The following is a 13,638-nucleotide window of genomic DNA, read 5'->3' as shown; positions in this document are numbered from 1 at the left end:
GTAGCTACAAGCCGTAGATACATCAAAGAGGGCCATTTGATTCAACCTCGGACCGAAACGCTCCGACGCCGATCAGACACCCAGCCAAGCCATCAGCATCAGAAGACCCCAGGCGCCGCAGAGGATCGTGGTCACCCATCCTCCTATGGCCAGCAGGGGGCTCCGGCGGCCGGCGGAACCCGCCACCAGCCAGCCAGCCGCCCATCCGAATGTGAGGGCCAGGAACAGGGCGAGCCCCGTGCGCGCCACCCCCACGGCCGCCGAAGGTGGGTCGCGTGGGATCTGATCGTCTTTTGTCAGGGCCGGAGGCTCGCCACCGCGAAAATCCTCGACCAGCGCCCGCGCCTTCTCGGCTTGGCCGGCCGGCGTCCACAGCGGAAACCCGCCCATGGCCGTACTCATCATGAAATTGGCTGCGCCCCAGTGCTCGTTTTGCACGAGCACCGAGAACCCTTCCGCGCGGAGGCGCGAAGCGGCGATCTGAGCCTCGGTCAAGTCGGCGAAGCGGGCGATTTCCGTCAGGCTCATTCAGCCCCCCCGCAGCAACCTGCACGAGAACCCGTCCATGCAAAAGGGGCCGCTTTCGCGACCCCTTTCCGGTTCGACGGTGCGTCGAGACTACAGTTCCAGCAGCAGGCGCTGCGGATCTTCGAGGGCTTCCTTGACCTTCACGAGGAAGGTCACAGCGCCCTGGCCGTCGACCACGCGGTGGTCGTAGCTGAGGGCCAGATACATCATCGGGCGGATCTCGATCTTGCCGTTCACGACCATGGCGCGTTCCTTGATCGCGTGCATGCCCAGGATGCCCGACTGCGGCGCGTTGAGGATCGGGGTCGACATCAGCGAGCCATAGATGCCGCCGTTGGTGATCGTGAAGGTGCCGCCCTGCATGTCGTCGATCGACAGCTGGCCGTCACGGGCCTTCTTGCCCAGCGCGCCGATGGCTTTTTCGATCTCGGCCAGGTTCATCGTATCGGCGTCGCGGACAACCGGAACGACCAGGCCCTTGTCGGTGCCCACGGCGACGCCGATGTCGTAGTGGTTCTTGTAGACGATGTCGGTTCCGTCGATCTCGGCATTGACGTCCGGCACGGACTTCAGGGCGGCCACGACGGCCTTGGTGAAGAACGACATGAAGCCCAGCTTCACGCCATGCTTCTTCTCGAAAATGTCCTTGTACTGGCCGCGCAGGGCCATCACCGCGCTCATGTCGACCTCGTTGAAGGTCGTCAGCATGGCGGCGTTGTTCTGGGCTTCCTTCAGACGGCGGGCGATGGTCTGACGCAGACGCGTCATCTTCACGCGCTCTTCGCGCTCGTGCAGGGCGCGCGGAGCAGCTGGAGCGGCGACGGGAGCCGGGGCCGAGGCGCGGGCTTCCAGAGCGGCAAGAGCGTCGCCCTTGGTCACCCGGCCATCCTTGCCGGTGCCGGCGACGGTCGAGAGATCCAGATTGTTCTCGGCGGCGACGCGGGCCGGAGCCGGGCTGACCGGCGCAGCGGTGACCGGCGCCGGAGCTGCGGCGGCGACCGGAGCGGGCGCGGGAGCCGGGGCAGGCACTGCGGCTTTGGGAGCCGCAGCAGCGGGAGCGGCCGAGGCGGTCGCGCCTTCGGTGACCACGCCCAGAACCGTACCCGGAACAACCGTCGCGCCTTCTTCGGCGCCGATGGCGCTCAGCACGCCGTCGGCGGGCGAAGCCACTTCCAGGCTAACCTTGTCGGTCTCGAGCTCGATGAGGATCTCGTCCTTCTTCACCGCCTCGCCGACCTTCTTGGTCCAGCGCGCGACCGTCGCTTCAGTGACGGATTCGCCGAGGGCGGGGGTCATGATGTCGGCCATGGTGTTCCGATGTCTCTCGTTTTTGCCGGTCGGCGCGTTGGCGGCCCCGCCACTCGGGCGGGACCCAATCAATAGTCGTTAGGCGAAGGTTTCGTCGAGGAAGGCTTGCAGCTCCTTCAGGTGGCGGCTCATCATGCCCGCCGCCGTCGAAGCGCTGGCCGGACGGCCAATATAGCGCGCGCGCTTGGCCTTGATGTCCAGCTTGGCCAAGGTCAGCTCGATCCAGGGATCGACGAAGGTCCAGCCGCCCATGTTCTTGGGCTCTTCCTGAACCCAGACCAGCTCGGCGGTCTTGAAGCGGTTCAGCACGCCCATCAGCGACTTCATCGGCCACGGGTAGAACTGCTCCAGACGCAGCAGATAGACATCGTTGCGGCCGCTCTTGGCGCGGGCATCGACCAAGTCGAAATAGACCTTGCCCGAGCAGATCACCACACGCTTGATCTGGTCGTCCGTGGTCAGGGTGATCCCGCCAACGTCGCAGCCGGCCTCGGCCCCGTCGATCATCACACGGTGGAAGCTGGAGCCCTCGGACAGATCGGCCATGTTCGAGACGGCCCGCTTGTGGCGGAGCAGGCTCTTGGGCGTCATGACGATCAGGGGCTTGCGGAACTCGCGATGCATCTGCCGACGGATGGCGTGGAAATAGTTGGCCGGCGTGGTGCAGTTAACCACCTGCATGTTGTCTTCGGCGCACGACTGCAGGAAGCGCTCGAGGCGGGCCGAGCTGTGCTCGGGACCCTGGCCTTCGTAGCCGTGCGGCAGAAGCATCACCAGGCCGCTCATCCGCAGCCACTTGCGCTCGCCCGAGCTGATGAACTGGTCGATCACCACCTGGGCGCCGTTCACGAAGTCGCCGAACTGGCCTTCCCACAGGGTCAGGGTGTTGGGATCGGCCAGCGAGAAGCCGTATTCGAAGCCCAACACCGCCTCTTCCGACAGGGCCGAGTCGATGACCTCGTAATGGGCCTGGCCGGGGCCGATATTGTTGAGCGGCGTGTAGTGCTCCTCGGTCGTCTGGTCAATGACGTCAGAGTGGCGCTGGGTGAAGGTACCGCGAACCGAGTCCTGGCCCGACAGGCGGACCGGGAAGCCTTCGTCGAGCAGGGTGGCGAAGGCCAGGTGCTCGGCGGTGCCCCAGTCGAGGCCCTGGCCCTTTTCGATCGCGTCGCGGCGGTTCTCGATCACGCGCTTGACGGTCTTGTGGGCGTCGATGCGTTCCGGGATCGTCGTGATCTGACGGCCAATTTCCAGCAGGCGCGTGCCCGGGAAGGCGGTCGAGCCACGACGCTCTTCGTCGGCCGGGGTGGCCAGGCCAGCCCACTTGCCGTCCAACCAGTCGGCCTTGTTGGCCTTGTACGCCTTGCCGGCGTCGAATTCCTTGTCGAGGAAGGTCTCGAACTCGGTCACCCAGCCGTCGACTTCGCCCTGGTTGATGACGCCCTCAGCGATCAGGCGGCCCGAATAGAGCTCGCGGGTCGAAGAGTGACCCTTGATCTTGGCGTACATCAGCGGCGAGGTCATCGTCGGGTCGTCACCTTCGTTGTGACCGAACCGGCGGTAGCAGAACATGTCGATCACGACGTCCTTGCCGAACATCTGGCGATATTCGGTGGCGACCTTGGCCGCATAGACGACGGCTTCAGGGTCGTCGCCGTTGGCGTGGAAGATCGGGGCCTCGACCATCAGCGCCACGTCCGACGGATAGGGCGAGCTGCGCGAATAGCGCGGGCTGGTGGTGAAGCCGATCTGGTTATTGACGATGAAGTGGATGGTGCCGCCCGTGCGGTAACCCTTCAAGCCCGACAGGGTGAAGCACTCGGCCACCACGCCCTGGCCCGCAAAGGCCGCGTCGCCGTGCAGCAGCAGCGGCAGAACGTGACCCCGGCCGGCGTCCGGCTGCTCGCGCAGGGTGAAGGCCTGCTTGGCGCGGACCTTGCCGATCACGACCGGGTTGACGATTTCCAGGTGTGACGGGTTGGCCGTCAGCGACAGGTGGACCTTGTTGTCGTCGAACTCGCGGTCCGACGAAGCGCCCATGTGATACTTGACGTCGCCCGAACCTTCCACGTCCGAAGGCAGGCTCGTGCCGCCCTGGAACTCGTGGAAAATGACGTGATAGGGCTTGCCCATCACGGCCGCCAGGACGTTCAGACGCCCGCGGTGCGGCATGCCCAGGACGATGTCCTTCACGCCCAGCGAACCGCCGCGCTTGATGATCTGCTCCAGCGCCGGGACCATGGCCTCGCCGCCGTCGATGCCGAACCGCTTGGTGCCGGGGAAGCGCTTGTGCAGGAAGCGCTCGAAGCCTTCGGTCTCGATCAGCTTCTTGAGGATGGCGACCTTGCCCTCTTTCGAGAACACGATTTCCTTGTCGCGACCCTCGATACGCTCCTGCAGCCAGGCCTTCTCGGTTGGATCCGAGATGTGCATGTACTGGACGCCGACATTGCCGGCATAGGTGCGGCGCAGGATCGACAGGATCTCGCGAACCGTCGAGGTCTCCAGGCCCAGCACGAAGTCCAGGAAGATCGGACGGTCGTAGTCGGCTTCCGAGAAGCCGTAGGTCGCGGGGTCAAGCTCGGGCGCGGGCGGCTTGGGCTCCAGGCCCAGCGGGTCGAGATTGGCGGCCAGGTGGCCGCGCATCCGGTAGGCCCGGATCATCATGATGGCGCGCAGGCTGTCCAGCGTGGCGGCGCGGACGGCTTCGGCGGACGTGCCGGGGGCCTTGCCTTCGATGGCCTTGGACATCTTGGCTTCGACGGCCGGCGCGACCGTGGGCCATTGGCCGTCGAGCGCGGAAAGCCAGTCGGGACGGGCGCTGGGAACGGCGCGTGAAGTCCAGGCAGGGTCCTTGGCGGCCCGCTGAACCTGGTCGGCCTGTTCCTTCAGGGTGGAGAAGAAGGCGTTCCAGGAAGGCTCGACCGACGCGGGGTCGGTCGCCCACCGGGCGTACAGGTCTTCGACGAACGCCGCATTGGCGCCGTAGAGGAACGAGGTCTCGGCCAAGACCTGATTGATGATGCCTGCGTCGTCCGCCATCGTGCTCGCCTTAGATCCGTCGGTCTACGGGACCGGTATCCCAGGCCCGTAAATATAGTGTCTCAATCACCCGGGCGCCCGCCATCGGCAGGGGCCCAGGTGATTTTTTCGGATCGTCGACTGGCGGTCGCAAAAAACCTGGGCCCCGCGAGAGCGGGGTTTCGGTATCGTCTTTAGCCCTTGAGGACCTCAAGCAGGGTTTCGCCCAGCTTGGCCGGCGACGGCGAGACGCGGATGCCCGCGGCTTCCATCGCGGCTATCTTGTCTTCCGCGCCGCCCTTGCCGCCCGAGATGATCGCGCCGGCGTGGCCCATGTGACGGCCGGGAGGCGCCGTACGACCGGCAATGAAGCCGACCATGGGCTTGCTGCGGCCGCGCTTGGCTTCGTCGGCGATGAACTGGGCCGCTTCTTCTTCAGCCGAGCCGCCGATTTCGCCGATCATGACGATCGACTTGGTGGCTTCGTCGGCTAGGAAGAGCTCGAGGATGTCGATGAACTCGGTGCCCTTGACCGGGTCGCCGCCGATGCCGACAGCCGTGGTCTGGCCAAGGCCAGCATTGGTCGTCTGGAACACGGCTTCATAGGTCAGGGTGCCCGAACGCGACACGACGCCGACGCTGCCGGCCGAGAAGATCGAACCCGGCATGATGCCGATCTTGCACTGGTTGGGCGTCAGGACGCCCGGGCAGTTGGGGCCGATCAGGCGCGACTTGGAGCCTTGCAGCGCCTTTTTCACCTTGACCATGTCCAGCACCGGAATGCCTTCGGTGATGCAGATGATCAGGCCGATCTGGGCGTCGATAGCTTCCAGGATCGAGTCGGCCGCGAAGGGAGGCGGCACGTAGATCACCGAGGCGTCGGCGCCGGTGGCCTCCTTGGCTTCGCCGACCGTATCGAACACGGGCAGGCCGATGTGGGTCTGGCCGCCCTTGCCGGGGGTGACGCCGCCGACCATCTTGGTGCCATAGGCGATGGCCTGCTCGGAATGGAACGTGCCCTGGGCGCCGGTAATGCCCTGGCAGATGACCTTGGTTTCAGAACCGATGAGGATCGACATTTAGCGGGCGCCCTTCACAGCGGCGACGATCTTTTCGGCGCCGTCGGACAGATCGTTGGCGGCGATGACGTTCAGGCCGCTTTCCGAGATGATTTTCTTGCCGAGTTCGACGTTGGTGCCTTCCAGGCGCACCACCAGCGGAACCTGCAGGCCGACTTCCTTCACGGCGGCGATGACGCCTTCCGCGATGATGTCGCAGCGCATGATGCCGCCGAAGATGTTGACCAGAATGCCCTTCACGGCGGGGTCGGCGGTGATGATCTTGAAGGCCGCGGTGACCTTCTCCTTGTTGGCGCCGCCGCCGACATCGAGGAAGTTGGCCGGCTCGGCGCCGTACAGCTTGATGATGTCCATGGTGGCCATGGCCAGGCCAGCGCCGTTGACCATGCAGCCGATTTCGCCGTCGAGGGCGATATAGGCAAGATCATGCTTGGAGGCTTCGATTTCCTTGGGGTCTTCTTCGCTCTCGTCGCGCAGCGCCTTGATGTCGGCGTGGCGATAGAGGGCGTTGCCGTCGAACGACAGCTTGGCGTCCAGGACCTTCAGGTGATCGTCAGCGGTGACGATCAGCGGATTGATCTCCAGCATGGCCATGTCCTTGGCCAGGAACGCCGTATAGAGCTGCGTGAGTAGCGTGGCGGCTTCCTTGGCCAGAGCGCCGGTCAGGCCCAGAGCCTTGGCCAGGGCGCGGGTGTGGGTGGGCCACACGCCGGTCGCCGGATCGATGGAGAAGCTGTGGATCTTCTCGGGGGTGTCGTGGGCGACGTCCTCGATGTCCATGCCGCCTTCGGTGGAGGCCACGACGGAGACCATCGCGGTCTCGCGGTCGACCAGCAGCGACAGGTAGAATTCCTTGGCGATCGCCGCGCCTTCTTCGATGTAGAGGCGGTTGACCTGCTTGCCCTTGGGGCCGGTCTGGTGAGTCACCAGCACGCGGCCGAGCATTTCCTCGGCGTTGAGGCGGACGTCCTCGACCGACTTGACGACGCGGACGCCGCCCTTGCTGTCGGGGCCCAGGCCCTCGAACTTGCCCTTGCCGCGGCCACCGGCGTGGATCTGGCTTTTGACGACGAACACCGAACCGCCCAGCTTTTCAGCGGCGGCGGCGGCTTCGTCGGGGGTGAAGGCGGCGAAGCCGCGCGGAACAGGAGCGCCGAACTCTGCGAGTACGGCTTTGGCTTGGTGTTCGTGAATGTTCATGAGGGCCCGGTCTCGGCGACGGCTTTTCTGAAATGTGCGCGGGTTATAGGAGCGTGATTTCGCAGGCGCAACCGCGCGCGATCGATAAGGTGAAGGCTTGCGCCGTTCTTATGTCCGAAAGGACAGCGACGCCGCCTCGTCGAGCGCTCGGGCACGGAAGCCCCTGAGCTCGCGCCACTGTTACCGGTCACATGCCCTTGAGGGCCGCTAATCGACCCAGTCTTGCTCCAGCCGGCGCGAGGCGAAGATCAGCAGCACCGCGCTAGCCACATAGAAGCTCAGGCCGAAATAGATCGCGTAGCGCATCGACTCGGCGCCGTAGCGTGGGGCCAGCAGGTCGGAGAGATAGCCGAAGAACCACAGGCCGACCGCTAGGCCGAGCAGGTTGTTGATCAGCAGGAACAGGGCCGAGGTCGTGGTGCGCATCGTGGCCGGGGCCAGATGCTGCACCGCCGCGATCACCGGACCCAGCCAGGCCAGATTCAGGCCGGTGGGTATCAGGAACAGCAGGAAGGCCAGGACCATCGAATCCACGTTCATGGCCAGCAGGAAACACGGCAGGGCCACCAGGAAGCAGATGGCCGGGGCCAGGGCGTAGGCGGCCTTGTTCTTCGAGCCGAACTTGTCGGCCAGCACGCCGCCGAGCCAGATGCCGGCCACGCCGCCGATCAGCGACAGCGCGCTGTAGAACATGGCGCGTTCGGGCAGGGTCAGGCCAAAGCTGCGCTGGAAGAAGGTCGGCAGCCAGAAGGCCACGCCATAGCCGCAGATCGACGAGCAGGCAGCGCCGAACGACAGCAGCCAGAAACTGGGCTTGGGCATGATGGTGGCCAGCACCGCCTTGAAGGCCGGAGCCTTGGGCGCCTCCAACGGGGCGGCCTCGCCCGGCTCGCGGTCCATGCCACCGCGCGGCGGATCCTTGACCACCCATTTGAAGATCGGGGCCAGGGCGACACCAGCCAGGCCGACGACGATGAAGGCAACCCGCCAGTTGACATAGGCTGCGATCAAACCGCCGAACAATACGCCCAGCGCGGTGCCGAGCGGGATGCCGAATGAATAGACCGCCAGGGCCCGGGCCCGTTGCGACTTGGGGAAATAGTCGCTGATCAGCGAATAGGCCGGGGCCACGCCGCCCGCCTCGCCGACGCCGACGCCCATCCGCGACAGGAACAGGGTCCAGAAGCCGCCCGCAAAGCCGCACGCCACCGTGAAACCGCTCCAGACGGTCAGGGCGGCGGTCATGATCCAGGTGCGGCTGACCCTGTCGGCCAGCCAGGCCAGCGGCACGCCCAGGGTCGTGTAGAGCGCGGCAAACGCAACCCCGCCCATCAGGCCAAGCTGGGTGTCGGTGAGATTGAGGTCCGCCTTGATCGACCCGGCCAGGATGCCGAGGATCTGCCGATCCAGGAAATTGAAGGTGTAGGCGAGGATCAGCATCGCCAGCACCACATAGCGGTAGCGCGACCCCTTCGCCGATGGCCCAATCCGGCTTTGGCTCTGGCTATCGCTCATGGTCGCCCCGCTTGGCTTCTACGTTGTAGACAAAGAAATGGCGGCGGCCCGTTGCAGCGGGCCGCCGCCAGTTACAAACCTAGATCAGAATGCGATTTCGAGGCTGGCCGAGACAGTGCGCGGCGGGCCGTAGAAACCGATGACCGAGTTATTAAAGGTCGCGCCGGCGAAATTATAGCCGCCGGTCCGATAACGCTCATCAGTCAGGTTCTTGCCGGTCAAGGCAAGCTTGTAGTGGTTACCCGGGGCGGTCCAGATCGCTGTGACATCGACCAGGGTGAAGGCGTCCTGGTCCAGCAGCGGCAGCGGCAGCTCGAACTGCTGATAGCTGTCACGATAGCTGACCATAGGCGTGACGGCGAGCGTGCCGCCGGCCAGTTCGCCAACCCAGGTCAGGCTGACATTGCCCGTCCATTCCGGGGTGTTCTGGAAGCCATACAGGTCGGCGACGTTGACGGTCTGGCCACCCGCCGGAATGACTTGCGAGGGGTTCAGCGGGTTTGGCGCGCCGGCCGGGACGAAACGGTTGAAGGTATCGTACTCGGCATGGATGTAGCCCAAGGCGACATTGGCCGAGAGGTTGGCGGTCAGCTTGGCCTTGGCTTCGAACTCGACGCCGTACAGGGTGGACGAGCCGGCGTTGTCGATCGAGCTGGCGATGCCGCTCGGGACAACGACCTGGGTCGAAACCTGCTGGTCCTCGTACTTGGACAGGAAGGCAGCCGAAGCGAACGAGACGCGGCGATCGAACAGGTAGCCCTTCAGGCCCATTTCATAGGCGTCGACAACTTCAGGCTTATAGCCGTTGACCGTCTGCGGCGTGATCAGGGCGTCGCCGCGCATGTCCCAACCGCCGGACTTGAAGCCCTTCGAGTACGACACGTAGGTGCTCAGGTCGTCGCTCAGCTCATACGAGGCCGAAACGCGCGGCGTGAACTGCGAGAAGGTGGTCTGCGCGCCGTAGTTGGTGCGGGTCTGCAGGATCGGACGCGGCGTGCCGCCTTGATACGGCGAGCGCGTGGCGCCCAGATAGAACAGCCGGAAGGTCGTGCTGCGCTTGTGGTCGCGCGTGGCGCGGGCGCCCAGCGAGACCTTGAAGCGCTCGGTCAGGTTGGCGCTGAAGTCGAAGAAAGCTGCAAAGCTCTGGGTGCTGACCTTGCCGCCATCGGCGATGGACAGGCCGAGGTTGCCGGCGATGGTGTCGAACTCGCCCGAGGCCTGGCTGTTCATGTAGTAGAGGCCAAACACGCCCTGGACGTTGTCGTCCGCATAGACGGCCTGCAGCTCTTGCGAGAACGACCGGTCGTCATAGGTGGCCGGAATGTCGAGGGTGTTCACCGGCGTGCCGTCGAAATCGATGACGGTGTCGGTGTGACCCTTGCGGCTGGCGGTGATCGACTTGAGGGTCAGGTACTCGCTGGCGTTCCACTGGGCCGTCAGCGACAGGCCCTCGGTCTCGACCGAGTTGTCGTCGCCGAAGCCGGCCTGGGTGTCATATTCGTCGATCACCTTGAAGCCGCCGACCAGGGTCGGAAGTTCGCGGCGACCGTGGCGGGCATTGGAATCGTCCTGGACGTGGTCATAGGCCAGGCGGAAGAACAGGTCGTCGTTCGGCGCATACTCCGCGCTGAGACGGATGGCCTGGACGTCCTTGTTGTAGTGCTCGGCGCCGGTGGTCAGGTTCTTGCCGTAGCCATCGCGCTTGTAGAGGGCGTAGGCGCCGCCCACTGACAGGCCGCCGCCGACCGGCGTCTGGCCCGAGACCAGCAGGTCGGTCTGGTTGTAGCTGCCATAGGTGCCGCGCACCTTGCCTTGAGCCTCGCCGCCCAGGCGCTTGGTCACGTACTTGATGGCGCCGCCGATGGTGTTACGGCCATACAGCGTGCCTTGCGGGCCGCGCAGCACTTCGATGCGCTCGATGTCGAACACGTCCAGCACCGCGCCTTGCGGGCGATGGACGTAGACGTCGTCGATATAGAGACCGACGCCGGGCTCGTAGCCCCACAGCGGGTCCTGCTGGCCGATGCCGCGGATGTAGGAGATCAGGGTCGAGTTCGAACCGCGGGCGGTCTGAACCGTGATGTTGGGGGTCGTCTGCTGCAGGACAGTGATGTCCGCGCCGCCCTGACGGGCCAGGGTCTCGCCGCTATAGGCCGAAACGGCGACCGGCACGTCCTTGAGGCTTTCCTCGCGACGACGGGCGGTGACGACCACCTCTTCAACCGACAGGCCCGAATTGGCGACAGGCGCCTCTTGAGCCGAAACGGCCGTCGCGGCCGCGCTCCATGCCGCGCCAGCCAGCAGCGCAGCCTTCCACATCGAAGTCATTGGGTTTCCCCTCCCTTGTACGTTCCGCCCTTGCCGAACCGGATCCTTTTGGCGGACACGTGCTCGGAGCTCGCGAATTCATCGAACCGCGAATAGCGCCACTGTCACCCAGAGATTGACGCAACGCCAGCCTTTTTTCATCAGGTGATGAAATGGCGCCGGACTGTGTCTTTCAGGCTTTCGGCACGGCCGCGCGGCCGATGACGGTCTCGAAACCCGCCGCGCAATAGGCGAACAGGCGGCGGCGTACCGCCTCCAGATCGCTGGAATGGCACTCGCCCTCCGACAGCGAATCGATCCGGCCGGTTTCCGACAGGGCCAGCATCATCGAGCCGGTCAGGAACTGGTAGCACCAGTAGAGGTCGCGATATTCCGCGTCCGGACGCGCCGCTTTCAGGGTCTCGACCAGCCTGTGAACCACCGGATCGAAGAACCGGGTCATGGTCTCGCCGCCCCAAACGGGGGTGTTGTTCACTTGGGCCACCAGGACGAAATAGTTCTTCCAGCCCTGCCCGCCCTCCTGGGAGATGCGCAGCAGGGGTTCGATGAACGCCTCGATCACGCCCTCGACGGTCAGCGATCCGGCATGGGCTTTCGCATAGAGGTCCATCGAGGCAAGCCGCGCCTGGTTGAGGATCTCGGCCCGACGCAGGAACACCGCGTCGAACAACTCGCGCTTGGCGCCGAAATAATAGTGGATCAGCGCCGTATCGACGCCAGCCTCCGCCGCCACCTGACGGGTGGTCACGCCATAGAAGCCATGGCGCGCAAACAGCCCCTCGGCCGCGTCGAGGATGGTTTCCTTCAGGTCCAGGCCCTTGGCCTTGGACGGTCTGCCACGCCCGCCACTGCGAGTGAGGGGGAGGGCGTGGGGCTTGGCTGCGGTCATACGACTCTCTTGCCTGCCTTTATTGCGCTGTCCTCGGATGACTCATCCGGGCAAGCGTGGCAAGCGGGATGAGGAACGAGGCGCCTACGGTCGTAGCGCTACGGCGGGCGTATTCGCCGTCGATGCCAGAAGGGGACATGCTGATCGTCTGCCAAGGGTCGGTGAGCGGACGTTGGTGAGAACCCCAGGTTATCGAGGTCAGAAACGAAGCAGAATCTCAACCTCCTCTCCTACGCTGATCCCCGTGACCTCGCGCACCTCACGCTTGATCGGCAATAGCCAGCCCCGTTGTTCCTTCTGCGGAAACAAGGATGTGCGCCACCGTGTATCGCCGATCTTTGCCTCAACTCTGAGGGACCCGAACCGACTCCGCCGCCCGCTTGCTACGAACGTGATGTAGGCGGCTGAAGGCTCATTGATCTTGGCAAATATCCAGGAGCCGGCTGGCCAGATGACCGCAAGCGCGATCACCTCATCGACGTCGGTCAAGCAAACGACCCGAACCGAAGCTCCTCGGCTTCGATCAGGTCCAGGAACGCTTGGCATAGCGGGGTTTGCATCCAACCCGCGCAGATCGCCTAAGATGCCTCTCGGTTGGCAGCGAACGACAGGTCGTAGAAGAGTCCGTCATCCAGCCGAATGAGGCGTTGGAAGATCCAGCCTGGTTGCTTCGCCAAGGCCTACCGCGACATCGCTTCCCTCCAGGCTTCGGGAGTTCCCATAAGGGGTGAGGCGGGACTCGGGTATCTGATCGAGCCTGGTTCTTATCTTCCGCCATTGACGCTGGACCGCGACGAGATGGAAGCCGTCATGCTCGGCTTGCGGATGGTTGGCGCCAGTGCAGATGACGACCTTGGCAACGCGGCCAAAAGGGTTGCGTCAAAGCTGACGGCGATCTTGCGCCCGCCCCAGGCCGGATGCGCGGCCCGCACCGCCATCACCGCCGCCTCGATCACGTCCGACGTCGTTCGGGGCGAGCCCTGCGGACGCCGCGACCGCTCTTGCAGCCCCCCTTCGCCTTGCGCTGCATACCGCGACAGCAACCGGTAGCCTAGGCTGGCGCTGATCCCAAACCGCCGACACAGCTCACGCCGGTTGGCGCCTTCAACCCCAGCCAGCCTCACGAACTCCAACTTGAAATCCTTCGCGGACACTCCCGTGAACGGCATCTCCGACCTCCCTGCGAGATCGAAAATGTGTCACGGATGTCTCCGAACACCTGTCACGGATGTCCCTGGTCTGAACAGTAGAGAGAGGGAGGGGCCCGTCGCGCAGCGGTGGGAGGGTGAGAGGTTACAGCCTCGCCGAACGAAGCACCGCCAGGATGTCGCCCGCCGTTCCGCCCGGATCGGCAAGAACCCGTTCGTTGGTAAATCTCAGAACGACATATCCAAACCGCTCCAGCGTCTGGGTGCGGCGCTCGTCGTAGTCCTCGCGACCGTCATGCGCAGCGCCGTCCAGTTCCACGATCACCTTGGCCGCCTCACAGACGAAGTCCGCGAAAGCGGTCAATCGCGACTTGCCGCAGGAACCGGAACCCACCCAAGCGGCGATTGCGGACGAGGCTCCAGAGCGGCTTCTCGGCCAAGGTCTGGCACCGCCTCCTCCTGATGACTCAGAAGGAGGTGCCATGGGAAGCCGGGTTGCGTAGCTAGATGTTTGGTCCCGGACTTTGATGGTGCACTGTTTTCCGATGGTTGGAAGGATGCGTTATGGGGCAGGTACACCACGGGAGCGCCACAACGACAGCGGCGGTCCGTCGAGCGATAC

The 13,638-nt window shown here is 64.7% G+C and carries 9 protein-coding genes and 2 pseudogenes; all 11 read right to left on the bottom strand.

Annotation, left to right across the window (positions count from 1 at the left end; genetic code table 11):
• Nucleotides 1–72 precede the first annotated feature (72 nt).
• The 11 genes and pseudogenes from ACP69S_RS12920 to ACP69S_RS12870 all read right to left on the bottom strand — a co-directional run bounded on the left by ACP69S_RS12920 (nucleotide 73) and on the right by ACP69S_RS12870 (nucleotide 13,480).
• The gene (locus tag ACP69S_RS12920) at nucleotides 73–528 is read right to left on the bottom strand and encodes a hypothetical protein (RefSeq protein WP_425997806.1); all 456 of its coding nucleotides are present in this window, start codon (nucleotides 526–528) and stop codon (nucleotides 73–75) included.
• Nucleotides 529–618: 90 nt separating this feature from the next.
• Nucleotides 619–1,836 carry a 2-oxoglutarate dehydrogenase complex dihydrolipoyllysine-residue succinyltransferase gene (gene odhB, locus ACP69S_RS12915; protein WP_425997805.1) on the bottom strand — a complete coding sequence of 406 codons (1,218 nt, stop codon included), beginning with the start codon at nucleotides 1,834–1,836 and terminating at the stop codon, nucleotides 619–621.
• A gap of 78 nt (nucleotides 1,837–1,914) precedes the next feature.
• Nucleotides 1,915–4,878, bottom strand: coding sequence for a 2-oxoglutarate dehydrogenase E1 component (locus ACP69S_RS12910; RefSeq protein WP_425997803.1), 2,964 nt, complete (start codon nucleotides 4,876–4,878; stop codon nucleotides 1,915–1,917).
• 173 nt (nucleotides 4,879–5,051) lie between these two features.
• Nucleotides 5,052–5,936 (bottom strand): succinate--CoA ligase subunit alpha, encoded by an 885-nt coding sequence (sucD, locus tag ACP69S_RS12905; protein WP_425997801.1) that lies wholly within the window; start codon nucleotides 5,934–5,936, stop codon nucleotides 5,052–5,054.
• Nucleotides 5,937–7,136 carry an ADP-forming succinate--CoA ligase subunit beta gene (gene sucC / locus ACP69S_RS12900; protein ID WP_425997799.1) on the bottom strand — a complete coding sequence of 400 codons (1,200 nt, stop codon included), beginning with the start codon at nucleotides 7,134–7,136 and terminating at the stop codon, nucleotides 5,937–5,939.
• Between the two features lie 207 nt (nucleotides 7,137–7,343).
• Nucleotides 7,344–8,651 carry a spinster family MFS transporter gene (locus ACP69S_RS12895; RefSeq protein WP_425997797.1) on the bottom strand — a complete coding sequence of 436 codons (1,308 nt, stop codon included), beginning with the start codon at nucleotides 8,649–8,651 and terminating at the stop codon, nucleotides 7,344–7,346.
• A gap of 84 nt (nucleotides 8,652–8,735) precedes the next feature.
• Nucleotides 8,736–10,979 carry a TonB-dependent receptor gene (locus ACP69S_RS12890; RefSeq protein ID WP_425997795.1) on the bottom strand — a complete coding sequence of 748 codons (2,244 nt, stop codon included), beginning with the start codon at nucleotides 10,977–10,979 and terminating at the stop codon, nucleotides 8,736–8,738.
• 172 nt (nucleotides 10,980–11,151) lie between these two features.
• Nucleotides 11,152–11,868 carry a TetR/AcrR family transcriptional regulator gene (locus tag ACP69S_RS12885; protein WP_425997793.1) on the bottom strand — a complete coding sequence of 239 codons (717 nt, stop codon included), beginning with the start codon at nucleotides 11,866–11,868 and terminating at the stop codon, nucleotides 11,152–11,154.
• Nucleotides 11,869–12,066: 198 nt separating this feature from the next.
• On the bottom strand, nucleotides 12,067–12,357 hold the full coding sequence (locus ACP69S_RS12880; RefSeq protein ID WP_425997791.1) for a DUF1905 domain-containing protein: 291 nt from the start codon (nucleotides 12,355–12,357) through the stop codon (nucleotides 12,067–12,069).
• A 395-nt stretch (nucleotides 12,358–12,752) separates the two neighbouring features.
• A pseudogene (locus ACP69S_RS12875) lies at nucleotides 12,753–13,037 on the bottom strand (helix-turn-helix domain-containing protein); the annotation flags it as partial.
• 124 nt (nucleotides 13,038–13,161) lie between these two features.
• Nucleotides 13,162–13,480, bottom strand: a pseudogene (locus ACP69S_RS12870) (endonuclease domain-containing protein).
• Nucleotides 13,481–13,638: the final 158 nt, after the last annotated feature.

It is taken from the genome of Caulobacter sp. DWR1-3-2b1, assembly GCF_049895765.1.
GTDB lineage: Bacteria > Pseudomonadota > Alphaproteobacteria > Caulobacterales > Caulobacteraceae > Caulobacter.
Note: the sequence above shows the minus strand (reverse complement) of the source record. Positions and strands in the feature narration are given on the sequence as shown.

Bases quoted from the DNA above. Each gene is read 5' to 3' on its own strand.
- ACP69S_RS12920 (WP_425997806.1), bottom strand. From the start codon at position 528: ATGAGCCTGACGGAAATCGCCCGCTTCGCCGACTTGACCGAGGCTCAG.
- odhB (WP_425997805.1), bottom strand. From the start codon at position 1,836: ATGGCCGACATCATGACCCCCGCCCTCGGCGAATCCGTCACTGAAGCG.
- ACP69S_RS12910 (WP_425997803.1), bottom strand. From the start codon at position 4,878: ATGGCGGACGACGCAGGCATCATCAATCAGGTCTTGGCCGAGACCTCG.
- sucD (WP_425997801.1), bottom strand. From the start codon at position 5,936: ATGTCGATCCTCATCGGTTCTGAAACCAAGGTCATCTGCCAGGGCATT.
- sucC (WP_425997799.1), bottom strand. From the start codon at position 7,136: ATGAACATTCACGAACACCAAGCCAAAGCCGTACTCGCAGAGTTCGGC.
- ACP69S_RS12895 (WP_425997797.1), bottom strand. From the start codon at position 8,651: ATGAGCGATAGCCAGAGCCAAAGCCGGATTGGGCCATCGGCGAAGGGG.
- ACP69S_RS12890 (WP_425997795.1), bottom strand. From the start codon at position 10,979: ATGACTTCGATGTGGAAGGCTGCGCTGCTGGCTGGCGCGGCATGGAGC.
- ACP69S_RS12885 (WP_425997793.1), bottom strand. From the start codon at position 11,868: ATGACCGCAGCCAAGCCCCACGCCCTCCCCCTCACTCGCAGTGGCGGG.